Here is a 17,478-nt window from a genome sequence, read left to right on the forward strand (position 1 = left end):
GGGCTCCGTCGTGCCCGGAACCGCGCGGTGCGGCCCGGCGGCGTGCACACTGGGGAGGTGACGAGCCCCACCGACCCCGCGCTCCGGATCCGCGAGCTGCCGATCCCCGAGCACCCGGGCGCCGAGGGCTGGGACGACTTCGTCACCCTCACCGCGATCGGCAACGCCGTCGAGGCCGAGGGCACCGGCACGGACGAGCTCGGCTTCCCCGCCGAGACGAACCTCGGCGAGTGGCGGCAGCAGGAGTTCGACCCGCGCCGCGCATTCCTCGCCGAGGTCATGACGGACGACGGCGTCCGCGCGGTCGGCAGCGGCGAGCTGCACTGGAGCACCGAGGAGGGCGACGACGCGGCCTGGCTGGCGTTCTCCGTCCTCGCCGCGGAGCGCGGGCGCGGGGTCGGCTCCGCCCTGCTGGAGCGGCTGACGGCGGAGGCGCACGCGCTCGGGCGCACCGTGCTGCAGACCTGGACGGCGCACCGGGCCGACCGCTCGGGGCCGCGCCGGGCCGCGCGCTCCGGGGCGGGCTCCGTTCCGGCCGACGATCCCGGCGCGCGCTGGCTCGCCTCCCGCGGCTGGGTGCTGGAACAGGTGGAGCGGGTCAGCGCGGTGCGGCTGCCGCTGGACCCCGTGCTCGCCGCGTCCCGGCGCCGCGGTGCCCTGGCGCACGCCGAGGGCTACGAGCTGCGGCACTGGAGCGGCGCGACGCCCGCGGAGCTCGTCGACGGGATGCTCGCCCTGCGCGCGAGCATGTCCGCGCAGGCGCCCACGGCCGGGCTGTCGGTGCCGGAGGAGACCTGGACCCGCGAGCGCCTCGAGGCGCACGACCGCGAGTCGACCGCCGGTGGACGGGTGGAGCTGACCTCGGTCGCCCTGCACGAGGACCGGCCGGTCGGCTACTGCACCGTCGACGTGCTGCCCGGCCGCGCCGCGCTCTGGGGCGCGACGCTCGTGCAGCCGGCGCACCGCGGGCACCGGCTCGGCATGCTGCTCAAGCTCGACGCGCTCGAGCACCTGGCCGTGGCCGATCCGGACTGCCGGGTCGTCTACACCTGGAACGCGGAGGAGAACCGGCCGATGCTCGCCGTCAACGAGGCCGTGGGGTTCCGCGCGATCGCAGTGGAGGGCCAGTGGCGGCTCGACGAGGTGGCGCCGTGATCCCGCTGGTGGAGCCCGGGCCGGCGCTGAGCGCCGCCGAGCGCGAGCGCTTCGCCCGGCAGATCCGGCTGTCGCCGCTCGGCGAGCTCGGGCAGCGCCGCCTGCGGAACGCGCGGGTGCTCGTCCTCGGCGCGGGCGGCATCGGCTCCCCGGTGATCACGGCGCTCGCCGCGGCCGGAGTCGGGCATCTCGGGATCGTCGACGGCGACGTCGTCGAGGCGTCGAACCTCGCGCGGCAGACGGCGCACGACGAGTCGTCGATCGGCTCGTCGAAGGCGGAGTCCGCGGCGGCGACCGCGCGGCGGCTCTCCCCCGGGATCGACGTGCAGGCCTTCCCCGTCTCCTTCACCGGTGCGAACGCCGACGCGCTCGTCGCCGGCTGGGACGTGGTGGTCGACGGCTTCGACACCTTCGGCTCGCGCTACCTCGCCTCGGACGCGACGACCCGGACCGGCGTCCCGCACGTCTGGGGCTCGGCGCTCGGCTTCGACGGCCAGCTGTCCACGTTCTGGGCCGACGCGCCCGGGGGCGGAGTCACCCTGCGCGCCCTGCACCCCGGGGCCGAGGACGCGGCGGACAGCTGCGCGACGGTCGGGGTTCTCGGCTCGCTCTGCGCGGCGATCGGCTCGGCGATGGCGAGCGAGGTGGTCAAGCTCGTGACGGGCGTCGGCGAGCCGCTGTTCGGGCGGGTCGTCGTGCACGACGCGCTGGACGGCACCTGGAGCGAGCTGCCGCTGGCCCGCGCGGTGCCGCCGGTGGCTGTGGTGCTCGCCGTGGCCGGAGCGGTGACCGCCGACGAGCTGCGGGCGCGGCTCGCCGGGCCGACGCCGCCGATGGTCGTCGATCTGCGAGAGGACGACGAGGACCGCTCCGTCGCGATCCCCGGGGCCGTGCGGCTGCCGATGTCGCGGTTCGATCCGGCGATGCTGCCCGCGGGGCCGCTGGTGCTGCACTGCGCCTCGGGAGTGCGCTCGCGGATCGCGGCCGACCGGGCGGCGGCGGCGGGGATCGCCTCCGACTCTCTGCTCGGCGGGATGGTGGGCTGGCGCTGATCCGGTCGGAGGTCCGATTCGCAGGTCTTCCGCGTTCCCTGTGCCGTCTCGCCGCGTGGCGCGGCCGACCGGAGCCGAGATCTCCTGCACAACGGACACGAGCCTGCAGAACGGCGAGGGCGCAGGGGTCAGCCGCCGGCGAAGGGCGGCAGGACGTCGACCGCGGCGCCGGCGGGCAGCGGCGTGGCGCGGTCGGTCGTCGAGACGCCGTCGACCAGGTAGCTGCAGCGCGCGAGGACGTCGGCCGCGGACGGCGCGGAGGCGACCAGCTCAGCCTCCAGGGCGGCCAGGTCGGCCACGCCGTCGAGCTCGTCGGAGGCGCGCCCGAGGGCGGCCTTCGCCGCGGCGAAGTAGCGGACGCGCACGCTCAGCCGCCGATCGCGCTCATGGTGCGCTCGGGCTGCACGAAGCCGGCCCGGTTCATCTCGTGGCCGGCCGGCTTGGCCCACATCGCGCCGCGCCAGAGCTGGGCGACGTGGTGGTCGTCGGCGCCGGAGCGCATCGCGCCGAGCAGGTCGGTCTCCTCGTTGGAGAAGAGGCAGCTGCGGACGCCGCCCTCGGCGGTGAGCCGGGTGCGGCGGCAGTCGCCGCAGAACGCCTCGGTGACGGAGGCGATGATGCCGACGGTGCCGAGCAGCTCGTCGGAGCCGATCGCGCGGACGTCGAAGAGCTCGGCGGGCGCGCCGTCGCGAGGCGCGGCGTTCGACGTGAGGACGAAGCGCTCCGAGAGCAGGTCGCGGATCATCGCCGCCGTGATCATGGTCGAGCGGTCCCAGCCGTGGTCGGCGTCGAGGGCCATCTGCTCGATGAAGCGGAGCTGGTGCCCTCCGGCGAGCGCCCAGGCGAGCAGCTCGGGCGCCTCGTGGTCGTTGATCCCGGGCAGCAGAACCGCGTTGATCTTGGTCTGCTTGAGCCCGGCGGGGCCGAGCGCGTCGATGCCGGCGAGGACCCGGTCGAGGAAGGGGCGGCGGGTGACCTTCGCGAAGGTCTCGGCGCAGATGGAGTCGAGCGAGACGTTCACGCGGTCCAGGCCCGCGTCGGCGAGCGACTGCGCGCGGCCGGAGAGGCCGATCGCGTTGGTGGTCAGCGAGATCTCGGGGCGCGGCTCGATCGCGGCGACGTCGCGGATGATGTCGACGAGGTCCTTGCGCAGCAACGGCTCGCCGCCGGTGAAGCGGATCTGGCGGACGCCGAACTGCTCGACGGCGATGCGGGCGAGGCGGACGATCTCCTCGCGGTTCAGCAGCGACGCGGGCGGCTGGAACGGCAGTCCCTCGGCCGGCATGCAGTAGGTGCAGCGGAGGTTGCAGCGATCGGTCAGCGAGATGCGCAGATCGTCGGCGACGCGGCCGTAGCTGTCGAGCAGCAGCGGGGTCTCGGGCCGCTCGGCCGGGAGGACCGCACCGCGTGGGCGGGGCCGGATGCCGGGGATCCCGAGTGCTGTGCTCATCCGGACAGACTACGCGCCGGATCCGGGCCGGAGCGGGCAAGATGGAGACGTCCCTGCCGCCGGTCAGGAACGCCTCCGCCCCGTCAGGAACGCCCCGCCCCGTCAGGAACGCTTTCGCCGGCCAGGACCTCCGAGAGGACCCGATGACCTCGATCGATCTGCACGCCGCCCGCGTGCGCGCGCTGCTCTCGCCGCTGGCCACCCGCGGCGCCCGCGAGACGCTGACGCTCGCTCCCGCCGCCGTCGCCGCCGACCCGGGTGCGTACGACCGCCGGGTGCTCGCGCGCTCGGTCGACGCGCCGCTGGATCTGCCGCGCTTCGACAACTCGCAGATGGACGGCTTCGCGGTGCGCGCGGCGGACCTCGCCGCGGCGAGCGCCGGCAGCCCGGTCTCGCTGCCCGTAGCCGCGCCGATCCCGGCCGGCGACCGCGCTCCCCGGCACGAGGCGGGCACCGCGGTGCCGATCATGACGGGCTCGCCGCTGCCGGCCGGGGCCGACGCCGTCGTCGCGATCGAGACCGTCGACCCCCCGCGCTTCCCTGCCCCGGGCAGCACCGACGCCCAGGTCGCCTTCTCGCGCCCCGTCGTCGCGGCGGCCTTCGTCCGCGCCCGGGGCAGCGACGCGAGGCAAGGCGAGCTCGCGCTGCCCGCCGGCACCGTCCTCCGCGCCGCGCACTACGGGCTGCTCGCCTCGCTCGGCCTGACCGAGGTCGAGGTGCTCCCCCGCGTCCGCGTGCTGGTCGTGCCGACCGGGCACGAGATCCGCGCGGCCGGCTCGGAGCTCGAGGACGCCCAGATCTTCGACGCCAACGGCTCACTGCTGGCCGAGGCGGTCCGCGAGGCCGGTGGCCTGCCGATCGTGGTGCCCTGCGGCAGCGACCGGGCGGAGGACCTCCTCGCGCTCCTCGACGCGCACGCGGCCGAGGCCGACCTCGCGATCACCGTCGGCGGGGTCAGCGCCGGCGCCTACGAGGTCGTCCGCGACGCGCTCGGGGCGGCCGGCTCCGAGTTCGGCCACGTCGCCGTGCAGCCGGGCGGACCGCAGGGCCTGGGCCTGGTCCGGGTCCGCGACGACCTGCACCTGCCGATCGTCTCGCTGCCGGGCAACCCGGTCAGCGCCCTGGTCTCGTTCGAGCTGTTCCTGCGCCCCGTGCTCCGCTCCCTCGCCGGCCGGCTGCCGGCCGAGCGTCCCCGGCTGCGCGCGCGGCTGGCCACGCCGCTCGACTCCCCCGGGCATCTGCACCAGATCCGGCGCGGCACCCTCGACGACGAAGGGCTCGTGCACGCCGTCGGCGGGCCGAGCTCGCACCTGCTCGCGTCCTACGCTCGATCGAACGTGCTGATCCACGTCCCGATCGGGACCGAGCACGCCGCGACCGGAGACACGGTCGAGATCTGGAGGATCGATGACTGACACGACGGACACGACCGGAAGCGGCGGGACGGCCGACGGCACGGAGCTGACCCATGTCCGCGGCGACGGCGCCGTGCACATGGTCGACGTCGGCGGCAAGCAGGTCACCTCGCGGGTCGCGGTCGCGGAGGGGTTCGTCGAGACGACTCCCGACGTCGTCCGCCTCCTCGCGCAGGGCGAGCTGCCCAAGGGCGAGGCGCTCGGCGTCGCGCGCATCGCCGGGATCATGGGCGCGAAGGCCACCTCCGCGCTGATCCCGCTCTGCCACCCGCTGGTGCTCGACGGCGTCGACATCGACCTCGAGCCCGGCGACGACCGGGTCCGGATCGAGGCGCGCGTGCGCACGAGCGGCCGCACCGGCGTCGAGATGGAGGCGCTCACCGCGGTCAGCGTCGCCGCGCTCACGGTCTACGACATGATCAAGGCCGTCGACCGCGGCGCCGTCATCACCGGGATACGGGTCCTGGCGAAAGAGGGCGGCAGGAGCGGCTCGTGGAGCCGGTCGTGAGCCGCACCGCGGTCGCGGTGGTCGCCTCCACCCGCGCCGCCTCGGGCGTCTACGAGGACCGCACCGGCCCGGCGCTGCTGGCCTGGTTCGAGAGCCGCGGCTGGAGCGGCCGCGTGGTCGTCGTCGCCGACGGCGACGCGGTGGGCGAGGCGATCTCCGATGCGCTCTCGGCCGGCATCGACGTGGTGATCACCACCGGCGGCACGGGCGTCGCACCGAGCGACGTCACTCCGGAGCAGACCGCGCCGCTGCTCGAGCGCGAGCTGCCCGGACTCGCCGAGGCGATCCGCGCGCGCGGGGCCGCGCACGTGCCCACCGCGGTACTCAGCCGTGGGCGCGCGGGAGTCAGCGGCCGGAGCGTCATCGTGAACCTGCCCGGCTCTCCCGGGGGCGTCCGCGACGGCATCGAGGTGCTGGAGCCGATCATCGGCCACGTGCTGGACCAGCTGGGCGGGGGCGATCATGTCCGCTGATCCCGTCGCCCTGGCCCGGATCGCCCGCGACCCCGTCACCGTCGACGAGTGCGAGCACGCCGTCGAGTCGCCGACCCACGGCGCCGTCGTCACCTTCGCCGGGATCGTCCGCGACCACGACGAGGGCCGCGGGGTGCTGCGCCTCTCCTACGAGGCGCACCCCGAGGCGCCGGCCGCCCTGCTCGCCTCGGCCCGGCGGATCGTCGAGCGGTTCCCGGAGGTGCGCGTCGCCGCGGTGCACCGGGTCGGCGACCTCGTGGTCGGCGACCTCGCGCTCGCCTGCGCCGTCGCCTCCGCCCACCGCGCCGCGGCCTTCGAGGCCTGCGCGGCCCTGGTCGACGACATCAAGGCGACCGTGCCGATCTGGAAGGAGCAGTCGTTCGTCGACGGCAGCTCGGAGTGGGTCGCGTCGCTCGGCTGATCGGCCGCGGCGGGCTCGGAAACACGAGCGTCACACGTCTGGGGTTCACTGGCAGGAGCGCGCCGTCGGCGCACGGAGCGGAGGGCGCGGCATGGACCTGAACACGATCCAGCGCGTGCGCGTCGTCCGCGAGCGCGCCGACCTGGCCGCGATGGGTCCGCGCACCGCGGTGATCGGCGGCGGGTCCTGGGTGTTCTCGCTCCCGCACGACCACCTCGACGAGCTGCTCGACCTGCAGGGCTTCGGCTGGGAGCCTTACCGCGAGACGGCCGAGGGCCTCTCGATCGCGGCGACCTGCACGCTCGCCGAGCTGTCGGCGATGCCGAACGGCGGCCGGGCGTCGCACCCGCTCTTCTTCCAGTGCTGCACGGCGCTGCTGGGCTCCTTCAAGATCTGGAACGTCGCGACGGTCGGCGGCAACATCGCCAACGCACTCCCGGCCGGGCCGATGATCAGCCTCACCGCGGCGCTCGACGCCGAGGCGCTCGTCTGGCGCGCGGACGGCTCCGACGCTCTCGTGCCGGTGGCCGAGCTGGTGACCGGCAACATGACCACCTCGCTCGGGCACGGCGACGTGATCCGCTCGATCGAGTTCCCGCGCCGGGCGCTGGCGGCGCGGACGGCGTACCGGAAGATCGCGCTGTCGCCGCTCGGGCGCTCCGGCGCGCTCGTCATCGGCCGGGTGGACGCCGACGGGGAGGTCGTGGTCACGGTGACCGCCGCGACGATCCGGCCCGAGGTGCTGCGGTGGACGGCGCTCCCGACGTCCGAGGAGCTCGACGCCGCGCTCGGCGGGATCACGACCTGGTTCACCGACCCGCACGGCGCGGCCGACTGGCGGCGCGCGGTGGTCGGCGTGCTGGCCGAGGAGATCCGCGGCGAGCTGGGCGGAGCGGACCAGCCGACGACGAGCGGCGAGACCACCTCGACCGCGGGAGGCGCCGCATGAGATTCACCGTCGACGGCGAACCGGTCGACGCGTCGCCCCGCCCCGGCCAGGTGCTGCGGACGCTGCTGCGCGACCACGAGCACTTCGAGGTCAAGAAGGGCTGCGACGCCGGAGACTGCGGCGCCTGCTCGGTGCTCGTCGACGGCACGCCCTTCCACTCCTGCCTCTACCCCGCGCACCGCATCGAGGGGCGCGAGGTCACCACCGCCGCCGGACTCGGCACTCCGGAGGAGCCCGGCGCGGTGCAGCAGTCGTTCGTCGACCACGCCGCGTTCCAGTGCGGCTTCTGCACGGCGGGCATGGTCGTCACCGCGAGCGTCCTCGAGGGGGCGCGGGAGGAGGACCTCCCCCGCCTGATGAAGGGGAACCTCTGCCGCTGCACCGGCTACCGGCCGATCCGCGAGGCGGTGTCCGAGCACGTCTGCGCGCCGCCCACCGGGCTGACCCCCGTGCGCCGCACCGGGCGCACCTCCGCCGACGAGTCACGGGTGGGCCGCTCGCTCGGCGCCCCCGCCGGCCGCCGCATCGTCTCCGGCCAGGAGCCGTACACGCTCGACGTCGCCGTGCCCGGGCTGCTGCACCTCAAGGTGCTGCAGAGCCCGCACGCACACGCCCGCATCCTCTCGATGGACACCGCGGTCGCCGCGACGATGCCCGGCGTCGTGGCCGTGCTGACCGCCGCGGACGTGCCGGACATCCTCTACTCCACCGCGCGGCACGAGTCGCGGCTGGACGACCCCGACGACACCCGGATGCTCGACACCGTCGTGCGCTTCCGCGGCCAGCGCGTCGCGGTCGTCGTCGCCGAGTCGGTCGGAGTGGCCGAGGCCGCCTGCCGCGCGATCGAGGTCGAGTACGAGCTGCTGCCCGCGGTCTTCGACCCGGAGGAGGCGCGCGCGCCCGGTGCCCCGCTCCTGCACGCGGACAAGGACCCGATCGCCTCGCGCATCGCCGACCCCGGCTCGAACGTGGTCGCCGAGCTGCACGGCGAGTACGGCGACGTCGCGGCCGGCCTCGCCGAGGCGGACGTCGTGGTCGAGGGGCGGTGGACCACCTCCCGCGTCGCGCACACCGCGCTGGAGACGCACGGCACGATCGGCTGGCTCGAGGGCGACGAGCTGGTGCTGCGCACCTCCACCCAGGTGCCGTTCCTGGTCCGCGACGAGATCGCGCGGATCTTCGACCGCGACCCCGCGACCGTGCGGGTCTTCACCGCGCGGGTCGGCGGCGGCTTCGGCGGCAAGCAGGAGATCCTCACCGAGGACGTCGTCGCGCTGGCCGTGCTGGCGACCGGGCGGCCGGTGCAGTTCGAGTTCACCCGCTCCGACGAGTTCACGATGGCGCCCTGCCGGCACCCGATGCGGGTCGACGTCACGCTCGGCGCGCGCCGCGACGGGACGCTGACCGCGCTGAGCGTCGACGTGCTCTCGGACACCGGCGCCTACGGCAACCACGGCCCCGGGGTGATGTTCCACGGCACGTCGGAGTCGGTCGCGACCTACACGGCGCCGAACAAGCGCGTCGACGCGCAGGCGGTCTACACGAACAACCTGCCCTCGGGCGCGTTCCGCGGCTACGGCCTCGGCCAGGTGATCTTCGGCATCGAGTCCGCGATGGACGAGCTCGCTGGCGAGCTCGGCATCGACCCGTTCGAGCTGCGGCGGATCAACGCGGTCAAGCCGGGCGAGCCGCTCGTGGTGACGCACGTGGAGGGCGACGACATCGGCTTCGCCTCCTACGGGCTCGACCAGTGCCTCGACCTCGCGGAGGCGGCGCTCGACCGCGCGACGGGGTCCGAGGCTCCCGAGGGACCGGGCTGGAGCACCGGGCGCGGCATGGCGGTCGCGATGATCGCGACGCTGCCTCCGCGCGGCCACTTCTCGGAGGCGACCGTGTCGGTCGACGCCGAGGGCGTGCTCACCATCGGAGTCGGCACCGCGGAGTTCGGCAACGGGACGACGACCGTGCACACGCAGCTCGTCGCGAGTGCGTTCGGGGCCTCGGCGGACCGGGTGCGGATCCGCCAGTCCGACACCGCCGCGGCCCGGTACGACACGGGCGCGTTCGGCTCCGCGGGGACGGTCGTCGCCGGCAAGGCCGTGTACAGCGCGGCGCTGCGGCTCCTCGCCGACCTGCGCTCGCTGGCGAAGCGGCTCACCGGTCACGACGGGAGCGAGTTCGAGCCGGACGACGAGGGGCTCCTCGCCGCCGACGGCACCCGGGTGAGCTACGCGGACCTGGTGCTCGCGGCCGGCGGACCGGTGTCGGCCACCGGCAGCGAGGACGGCGCGCAGCGCTCGCTCGCCTTCAACGTGCAGGGCTTCCGCGTCGCGGTGCACGCGCCGACCGGCGAGGTGCGGATCCTGCAGTCGGTGCAGGCGGTCGACGCGGGCTTCGTGATCAATCCGGCGCAGCTCCGCGGACAGGTCGAGGGCGGCGTCGCCCAGGCGATCGGCTCGGCGCTCTATGAGGAGGTGATCCTCGACGGCGAGGGCACCGTGACCACGGCGATCCTCCGGAACTACCACATCCCGCAGATGGCCGACGTGCCCCCGACCGAGGTCTACTTCGCGGATACGGCCGACGAGCTGGGCCCGTTCGGCGCGAAATCGATGAGCGAGGCGCCCTACAACCCGGTGGCGCCCGCCCTCGCCAACGCCGTCCGCGACGCCGTCGGCGTCCGGCCGCACGCCCTGCCCGTCTCCCGCGACCGCGTCTGGCGCCTGCTCCACCCCGACGCGCCCCCCGTGCCGACGGTCGACGCAGGCGCGCCCCCCGGCTGACCCGAGCGGCGGCCGTGGCCACGGCCGCCCATGCTGGTCGAGTAGCCCCGCAGGGGCGTATCGAGACCCACCACCGCCAGCACGCGGTGTCTGCAGACCGCCCCACGGACGACCGTGGATCTCGATACGCCCGCTTCGCGGCCTACTCGATCAGCAAGAACGGGCGGGCCGCCGCACGGGTCGCTCCCTCAGCGGCGGAGGGTGGTCCGCAATCCGGGCCGTGCTCAGTCAGACGCGCGCCGCCAGCTCCGCGCTCGCGCGGGCGACCTCGCGGGCGATCGCGTCCTCGTCCGCGGAGACGAGGTGCCCGTCCGCGACCACGGGCCGCCCGTTCACGAGCAGCAGCGTCAGCGGCGGCTGCGCGCCGAGCGCGAGGGCCGCGACCGGATCGGCGATGCCGGCGTGCTCGATCCCGTCGATCCGCCAGAGCGCCAGGTCGGCGAGCTTGCCCACCTCGATCGAGCCGATCTCGTCCTGGCGCCCGAGCACCCGCGCGCCGCCGATCGTCGCGATCGAGAGCGCCTGCCGCGCGCTCATCCGGTCGGCGCCCGCGCGGAGCCGGTTCATCAGCACGGCCGCGCGGATCTCGGAGCCGAGCTGCCCGGACTCGTTCGACGCTGCCCCGTCCACACCCAGCCCGACCGGAGCCCCGGCCGCCAGCAGCTGCGGGATCGGCGCGATGCCCGCCGCGAGCCGCGCGTTCGACGACGGGCAGTGGGCGACTCCGGTACCCGTCGCGGCGAACTTCGCGATCGCGTCGTCGTCGAGGTGCACGCCGTGCGCCATCCAGACGTCGTCGCCGAGCCAGCCGAGCGACTCGAGGTAGTCCGTGGGCGACATCCCGAAGGTCTCGCGGGTGTAAGCGTCCTCCTCGACCGTTTCGGAGCCGTGGGTGTGCAGCCGCACGCCGAGCTGCCGAGCGAGGACCGCCGACTCGCGCAGCAGGTCCGGGGTCACCGAGAACGGCGAGCACGGCGCGATCGCGACGCGCACCATCGCCTCGAAGGAGGCGTCGTGGTAGCGCTCGACGGCCTCGCCGCTCGCCTGCAGCGCCGCCGCGGTCGTCTCGACCGCGAAGTCCGGCGGCAGCCCGCCCTGCGACTCGCCGAGGTCCATCGAGCCCCGCGTCGCGTGCAGGCGCAGCCCGAGCGTCGAGGCGGCGTCCACGATCCCGCCCACGATGTCGCCGGACCCGCGCGGGAAGACGTAGTGGTGATCACCGACGGTGCTGCAGCCCGAGCGGGCGAGCACCCCCATCGCACCGAGCGAGGCGGACCGGGTCAGATCGGCGTCGATCCGCGACCAGGCGGGATACAGCGCGATGAGCCAGTCGAAGAGGATCGAGTCCTGCGCCCAGCCGCGGGTCAGCCACTGGTACAGGTGGTGGTGAGTGTTGACGAGCCCCGGGGTCAGCAGGTGGCCGCGGCCGTCGACCCGGGTGAGCACGACCGGCTCCGCGGGCGGGAGCCCGGTCGGCGCCCGGCCGTCGAGGGCCCAGGCGGGCGGCTCCCCCGCGCCGACGGCGACGATCCGCCGGTCGTCGACGACCACGTGGCCGCCGGGGTGCTCGGCCCCGGCGGCGTCGACGGTGGCGACGTGGGCTCCGGTGATGACGTGACGCTGCATCCCCCCAGAATGCCAGCGCGGTGTTTCGCTGCGGTTTCCATCGGAGGATCCGCACCCCGGAGCGGAGCGCGCCCGCCCCTCAGCGCATCCGCCCTCGGTACCGACCTCTAGCTCGAGGCGTGGATCGGACCCGACCGCCCCGCCAGCGGCGCCCCGGATGCCCCGGCGCGCACCGCCAGCACCTCCGCGAGGATCGAGACCGCCGTCTCCTCCGGCGTCGACGCGCCGATGTCCAGGCCGATCGGCGAGTGCAGCCGCGCGAGCGACTCCTCCGCCACCCCGGCCTCGCGCAGCAGCCGCAGGCGCCGCTCGTGCGTGCGCCGCGAGCCCATCGCGCCGATGTAGGCGGCCGGCAGGGTCAGCGCCGTCTCGAGCAGCGGCACGTCGAATTTCTCGTCGTGGGTGAGCACCGCGATCACCGTGCGCTCGTCCACCTCCGTCGCCGCGAGGTAGTCGGACGGCCAGTCGACCACGACCTCGTCGGCGCCCGGGAACCGCTCCGCCGTCGCGAAGACCGGTCGCGCGTCGCAGACCGTCACGCGGTAGCCGAGCAGCGCCCCGGCCGCGCAGAGCGCCGCGGAGAAGTCGACGGCGCCGAAGATCAGCAGACGCGGCTTCTCGGCACTCACGACGTAGGTCACCTCGAGCTCGGTGCCCTGGCAGGCGATCTCCACCGTCGCCGAGCGGCCCGAGGCCAGGCGCGCGGCCCGCTCGGCGAGGATCCGGCGCACCGTGTCCTCGTCCAGCGACGGTCCCACCACGTCCTGAGCGCGGGTCGCGCCCGTCAGCACCAGGCCGACGAGCTCGGCCGGCCCGCCGACGATCATCGCCAGTCCCGCCGGCCGCCCGGCCCGCGCGGCCCGCAGTTCGGCCAGCACGGCCCCCGAGCTCGCGTCGACGACGTGGCCGAAGACCCGCAGCTGCCCGCCGCAGGAGAGACCGGCCGCGAAGGCCGCCTCGTCGTCGAAGCCGAAGTGCTCCGAGCCGGAGCCGCCGGAGCCGAGCACCTCCTGCGCGAGCGCGTAGGCCTGGGCCTCGACGCAGCCGCCCGAGATCGAGCCGATGGCGCTGCCGGCCGCGTCGACCGCCATCGAGGAGCCGAGGGCACGCGGCGCCGAGCCGAAGACGTGCGTGACGGTGACCACGGCGACGCTCTCGCCCGCCTCGACGCGCGCGAGGAGCGGTACGGCGAGTTCGAGCACGGCGGCCTCCGACGTCGACGGGCGGGAGGGCGCGGAGCCGGGTCGTGCGGCCGGCGGGCGCTCACACGCGGGAAACATGCCGAGTATATGGTCGAACCCATGCCCGACGACTCCCCCTCGCTCGACCTCGTGATCCGCTCCTCCGCCGTCCTCACCGAGAACGGGACGCGGCCCGCCAGCGTCGCCGTCGCGGGCGGCCTCATCGTCGCCGTCGGCGACATCGACGCGCCCTGGAAGACCCTGGAGGAGGTCGTCCTCCCCGCCGGTCAGGTGCTGCTGCCGGGGATCGTCGACACGCACGTGCACGTGAACGAGCCCGGCCGCACCGAGTGGGAGGGCTTCGCCTCCGCCACCCGCGCTGCCGCCGCGGGCGGGGTCACCACGATCATCGACATGCCCCTGAACTCGATCCCGCCGACCACCACCGTCGCGGGGCTGGACGCCAAGAAGGCCGCGGCCGGTCCGCAGGCGCTCGTCGACGTCGGCTTCTGGGGCGGGGCGATCCCGGAGAACCTCGGCACCCTCCGCGCGCTGCACGACGCGGGCGTCTTCGGCTTCAAGTGCTTCCTCTCGCCGAGCGGCGTCGACGAGTTCCCGCACCTCAGCACCGAGCAGCTGTTCGAGGCGATGGCCGAGATCGCCGCGTTCGACGGCCTGCTGATCGTGCACGCCGAGGACCCGGACGAGCTCGAGGCGAGCGCGAACAGCGGCGGCACCTCCTACGACGCCTTCGTCGACTCCCGGCCGCCCGCCTCCGAGAACTCGGCGATCGCGAGCGTGATCCAGGCCGTCCGCGAGACGGGCGGGCGGGCGCACATCCTGCACCTGTCCTCTGCCGAGGCGCTGCCGCTGCTGCGCGAGGCGAAGGCCGAGGGGCTGCGGATCACCGCGGAGACCTGCCCGCATTACCTCACCTTCGATGCGGAGACGATCCCCGACGGCGGCACGCAGTTCAAGTGCTGCCCGCCGATCCGGGACGAGCGCAACCGCGAGCTGCTCTGGAAGGGACTGCTCGACGGCACGATCGACCTGATCGCCTCCGATCACTCCCCCGCCACGGCCGAGCTCAAGTTCGCGCACGACGGCGACTTCGGCCTCGCCTGGGGCGGCATCTCCGGGCTCGAGCTGAGCTTCCGCGCGGTCTGGACGGGCGCGCGCGAGCGCGGGATCCCGCTGGAGCAGGTCGTCGCCTGGATGTCGACGGCGACCGCCGCCTTCGCCGGGCTCGGGCAGAAGGGGCTGCTGCGGGCCGGCGCCGACGCCGACCTGGTCGCGTTCGAGCCGGAGGCCGCGTCGCCGGTGGACGTCGACGCGCTCTCGCACAAGAACAAGGTCTCCGCCTACGACGGCCGCGTGCTGCGCGGCGCCGTCGCGGCGACGTGGATCGGCGGAATCCGGGTCACGGGCGGCAGCGAGGCGCCGGTCGGCCGGCTGCTCGACCGGCCCTGACCCGTCACCGGCAGCGGAGTCGGAGCGACGAGGCCGGGCCGCGTGTTCCGGTCACGTTTCCGCCGTGTGAACTCCCGCGGTTCCGGGCGCGGTTCCGGGCGGATCGCACAAGACTCGGGTGAGGCGGGCGCCGGACGCTGAGTGCTCCGCCGGTGCGACGGCGGCTCCGCGCGCGGCATCCTGGCAGACGGGCACCGCCCGGCCGCGGCCGCGGACTCCGCGCACCGCCACGAACCACCGAACGCGAACAGGAGCGGACATGTCGATCATCCTCGGAGACCACCAGTACGGGAAGGCCGAGAACCGCGTCGTCCGGATCTACCGCGACAGCCCCCGGCACGAGATCCACGACGTGAACGTCTCGACCGCCCTGCGCGGCGACTTCGCGGCCGCGCACCTGACCGGCGACCAGTCCGCGGTCCTCCCCACCGACACCCAGAAGCAGACCGCCTACTCCTTCGCCAAGGAGAAGGGGCTGCGCTCGATCGAGGCGTACGGCCTCGAGCTGGCCCGGCACTTCGTCGACGGCACCGCGACCGTGCACGGCGCGCGGATCGAGATCGAGGAGTTCGCCTGGGAGCGCGTCCTGGTCGACGGCGCCGAGCACGACCACACCTGGGTCCGCAAGGGCCAGGAGGTGCGCATCGCCTCCGTCACCGTCGAGGGCACCGGTGACGCGCAGCAGGTCTGGATCACCGGCGGCTTCAAGGACCTGACGATCCTCAAGTCCACCGGCTCGGAGTTCCACGGCTTCCTCACCGACCCGTACACGGTGCTCCCGCCCACCCGGGACCGCGTGATGGCGACCTCGCTGGTCGCGAAGTGGCGCTTCGCGCTCAGCGACGAGGAGATCGCCGCGAGCGACTGGGAGGCCGTCTACGCCGGAGTGAAGGCGCTGATGATCAGCCGCTTCGCCACCGTGCACTCGCTCGCCCTGCAGCAGACGCTCTTCGAGATGGGCAAGGCGGTGCTGGAGGAGTTCCCGCAGATCGTCGAGGTGCGCCTCTCGGCTCCGAACAAGCACCACTTCCTCTACGACCTCTCGCCCTTCGGCGTGGAGAACGACAACGAGGTCTACCACGCCGCCGACCGGCCGTACGGGCTGATCCAGGCGGCCGTCACCCGCGACGACGCGCCGGACGCCGGGCCCGCCTGGTACGCGTACTCGGGACTGGTGTGAGCGGAGGGTCCGGTCCGGGCGCCGGCCCGCGCGGCGTGCACCGCGGCCACGTCCTGCACGTGGCCGGCCGGCCCACCGTCGAGACGGCCGCCGAGGCGCTGGTCTCGATCCCCGACGGCGCGCTCGTCGTCGGCGACGCCGGGACGATCCTCTGGGTCGGACCGCACGCGGCCCTCCCCCGCGACTTCGCGGACTGGCCGGTCACCGGCGACGCGGGCGCGTTCCTCCTGCCGGGCTTCGTCGACACGCACCTGCACTTCCCGCAGACGTACTCGACCGATGCGTTCGGCGGCGGGCAGCTGCTGGAGTGGCTGGACACGGCGATCTTCCCGGCGGAGTCGCGGCTCGCTGACGAGGAGTTCGCGAGCCGCATCGCACGCGCCTTCACCCGCCGCCGGGTGAGCGCCGGGACGACCGCGGCGATGGTCTTCGGCTCGGCGTTCCCGCACGCGCAGGACGCGCTGTTCGAGCGGAGTGTCGAGGCGGGCCTGCGGACGGTGTCGGGTCGCGGACTGCAGACGGTCGGTCCGCCGTCGGCCGCGGCGCTGCTGACCGGCGAGGACGAGGCGCTCGCGCTCGTCGCCGAGGAGGTCGACCGCTGGCACGCGGTCGACACCGGTGACCCCTCGACGGCGCTGCAGCAGGTCGCGATCGTCCCCCGCTTCTCGCTGTCGGTGACGCCGACGACGCTCGCCGGGCTCGGCGAGCTCTACGACGGCGTCCGCGACCGCGGCGTGTACGTGCACAGCCACCTCAACGAGAACGACCGGCCGGGCGACGGGGAGATCGCGGCGGTCCGGGCGAGCTTCGGCACCCGCAGCTACCTGGACACCTACGACGGGCTGTTCCTGCCCGGCTCGCAGCGCGGCGGTTCCTCGCTGCTCGGTCGGCGGACGATCCTCGCGCACGCCGTGCACTGCCAGGACGAGGAGCTTCACCGGATGGCTGCGACCGGCACCTCGATCGCGCACTGCCCGACCTCGCAGCAGTTCCTCGGCTCGGGGACGATGCCGTGGCGGCGCACCGCGGCGGCGGGCGTGACCATCGCGCTCGGCAGCGACATCGGCGCCGGCGACGAGTGGCTGCTCGCGCGGGTGGCGAACGACACCTTCAAGGTGCACCTGTCGGAGGAGGGCGACGCGTCGATCGCGCTGCACCCGGCCCAGCTGCTCTTCACCGCGACGCTGGCCGGCGCGCGGGCGCTGGACATGGAGGAGCGCTTCGGCAACTTCGACCTCGGCAAGGACGCGGACTTCCTCCGCATCGAGCCCGACCGCTGGGAGCCGCTCGCGGAGGTGCTCGCCCTCGGCGTCCGCGCCGACGACCCCGAGGAGGCGACGGATCAGCTGCTGTTCGCCCTGCTCCTGGGCCTGCGCGAGCCCGCCATCGCGGCGGTCCACGTGCAGGGCCGCCGCGTCGTCGCTCCGTCCCTGTAGCCCCGGAGGGGGCTTCATGTCGGTCGACTAGCCCCGCGGCGCCTCTGCTGGTCGAGTAGCCCCGCCAGGGGCGTATCGAGACCCACCCGTCAGAACGGTGGGCGGATCTCGATACGCGCGCTCCGCGCGCTACTCGATCAGCGAAGAAGGAGCTGCCGCGCTGAACCGGCCGCCCCCTGCTGGACGAACAGCCCCGCAGGGCCCGCCTTCATGCTGGTTGCACAGCCCCGCAGGCTTCCCCTCCATGCTGGTCGAGTAGCCCCGCCAGGGGCGTATCGAGACCCACGCGTGCGGACGACGGTGGATCTCGAAGCTTCTATTTGTCAAGGTCGGCAGAGGAGGGGGAAGAGTTCGCGGCAGAGGGCTCGTTTGAGGAGGC

The 17,478-nt window shown here is 74.4% G+C and carries 15 protein-coding genes; 11 read left to right on the plus strand and 4 right to left on the minus strand.

Annotation, left to right across the window (positions count from 1 at the left end; all coding sequences use genetic code 11):
* Positions 1 to 57: 57 nt before the first annotated feature.
* Together MT353_RS21990 and MT353_RS12640 are read left to right on the plus strand one after the other, a co-directional pair.
* Entirely contained in the window at positions 58 to 1,155 is a 1,098-nt protein-coding gene (locus MT353_RS21990; RefSeq protein WP_243624683.1) for a GNAT family N-acetyltransferase, read from the plus strand.
* Positions 1,152 to 2,207: a HesA/MoeB/ThiF family protein gene (locus MT353_RS12640; RefSeq protein WP_243624684.1), complete on the plus strand. Its 1,056-nt coding sequence runs from the start codon at positions 1,152 to 1,154 to the stop codon at positions 2,205 to 2,207. Before MT353_RS21990 ends, MT353_RS12640 begins: the two co-directional genes overlap by 4 nt.
* A 128-nt stretch (positions 2,208 to 2,335) precedes the next feature.
* Here the strand turns inward: MT353_RS12640 and MT353_RS12645 are convergent, their stop codons facing one another.
* Both MT353_RS12645 and moaA read right to left on the minus strand, forming a co-directional pair.
* Positions 2,336 to 2,572 (minus strand): MoaD/ThiS family protein, encoded by a 237-nt coding sequence (locus MT353_RS12645; protein WP_308197315.1) that lies wholly within the window; start codon positions 2,570 to 2,572, stop codon positions 2,336 to 2,338.
* A gap of 2 nt (positions 2,573 to 2,574) precedes the next feature.
* Positions 2,575 to 3,657 carry a GTP 3',8-cyclase MoaA gene (moaA, locus tag MT353_RS12650; RefSeq protein ID WP_243624685.1) on the minus strand — a complete coding sequence of 361 codons (1,083 nt, stop codon included), beginning with the start codon at positions 3,655 to 3,657 and terminating at the stop codon, positions 2,575 to 2,577.
* A 143-nt stretch (positions 3,658 to 3,800) separates the two neighbouring features.
* Between moaA and glp the strand changes: the two genes are divergently transcribed.
* The 6 genes from glp to MT353_RS12680 all read left to right on the plus strand — a co-directional run bounded on the left by glp (position 3,801) and on the right by MT353_RS12680 (position 10,206).
* Complete coding sequence (glp, locus tag MT353_RS12655) at positions 3,801 to 5,072, plus strand: gephyrin-like molybdotransferase Glp (protein WP_243599097.1); 1,272 nt, start codon at positions 3,801 to 3,803, stop codon at positions 5,070 to 5,072.
* Positions 5,065 to 5,580 carry a cyclic pyranopterin monophosphate synthase MoaC gene (gene moaC / locus MT353_RS12660; protein ID WP_127886331.1) on the plus strand — a complete coding sequence of 172 codons (516 nt, stop codon included), beginning with the start codon at positions 5,065 to 5,067 and terminating at the stop codon, positions 5,578 to 5,580. The genes glp and moaC overlap by 8 nt, the downstream gene beginning before the upstream one ends.
* Positions 5,577 to 6,053 carry a molybdenum cofactor synthesis domain-containing protein gene (locus tag MT353_RS12665; RefSeq protein ID WP_243624686.1) on the plus strand — a complete coding sequence of 159 codons (477 nt, stop codon included), beginning with the start codon at positions 5,577 to 5,579 and terminating at the stop codon, positions 6,051 to 6,053. Before moaC ends, MT353_RS12665 begins: the two co-directional genes overlap by 4 nt.
* Entirely contained in the window at positions 6,043 to 6,474 is a 432-nt protein-coding gene (locus tag MT353_RS12670) for a molybdenum cofactor biosynthesis protein MoaE (protein ID WP_243599096.1), read from the plus strand. Before MT353_RS12665 ends, MT353_RS12670 begins: the two co-directional genes overlap by 11 nt.
* 91 nt (positions 6,475 to 6,565) lie before the next feature.
* On the plus strand, positions 6,566 to 7,423 hold the full coding sequence (locus MT353_RS12675) for a xanthine dehydrogenase family protein subunit M (protein ID WP_243624687.1): 858 nt from the start codon (positions 6,566 to 6,568) through the stop codon (positions 7,421 to 7,423).
* The gene (locus tag MT353_RS12680; protein ID WP_243624688.1) at positions 7,420 to 10,206 is read left to right on the plus strand and encodes a molybdopterin-dependent oxidoreductase; all 2,787 of its coding nucleotides are present in this window, start codon (positions 7,420 to 7,422) and stop codon (positions 10,204 to 10,206) included. Before MT353_RS12675 ends, MT353_RS12680 begins: the two co-directional genes overlap by 4 nt.
* A gap of 228 nt (positions 10,207 to 10,434) precedes the next feature.
* On the opposite strand, the gene MT353_RS12685 is transcribed toward MT353_RS12680, so the two are convergent.
* On the minus strand, positions 10,435 to 11,832 hold the full coding sequence (locus MT353_RS12685; RefSeq protein WP_243624689.1) for an 8-oxoguanine deaminase: 1,398 nt from the start codon (positions 11,830 to 11,832) through the stop codon (positions 10,435 to 10,437).
* A 107-nt stretch (positions 11,833 to 11,939) separates the two neighbouring features.
* Positions 11,940 to 13,034 (minus strand): XdhC family protein, encoded by a 1,095-nt coding sequence (locus MT353_RS12690; RefSeq protein ID WP_243599092.1) that lies wholly within the window; start codon positions 13,032 to 13,034, stop codon positions 11,940 to 11,942.
* Positions 13,035 to 13,133: 99 nt separating this feature from the next.
* Between MT353_RS12690 and allB the strand changes: the two genes are divergently transcribed.
* The 3 genes from allB to MT353_RS12705 all read left to right on the plus strand — a co-directional run bounded on the left by allB (position 13,134) and on the right by MT353_RS12705 (position 17,099).
* Positions 13,134 to 14,483 (plus strand): allantoinase AllB, encoded by a 1,350-nt coding sequence (gene allB, locus MT353_RS12695; protein ID WP_243624690.1) that lies wholly within the window; start codon positions 13,134 to 13,136, stop codon positions 14,481 to 14,483.
* Positions 14,484 to 14,742: 259 nt separating this feature from the next.
* Positions 14,743 to 15,663 (plus strand): factor-independent urate hydroxylase, encoded by a 921-nt coding sequence (gene pucL / locus MT353_RS12700; RefSeq protein ID WP_123703219.1) that lies wholly within the window; start codon positions 14,743 to 14,745, stop codon positions 15,661 to 15,663.
* Positions 15,660 to 17,099, plus strand: coding sequence for an amidohydrolase family protein (locus tag MT353_RS12705; protein WP_243624691.1), 1,440 nt, complete (start codon positions 15,660 to 15,662; stop codon positions 17,097 to 17,099). Before pucL ends, MT353_RS12705 begins: the two co-directional genes overlap by 4 nt.
* Positions 17,100 to 17,478 lie beyond the last annotated feature (379 nt).

It is taken from the genome of Rathayibacter sp. VKM Ac-2927 (assembly GCF_022815525.1).
GTDB classification, from domain to species: Bacteria; Actinomycetota; Actinomycetes; order Actinomycetales; family Microbacteriaceae; genus Rathayibacter; species Rathayibacter festucae.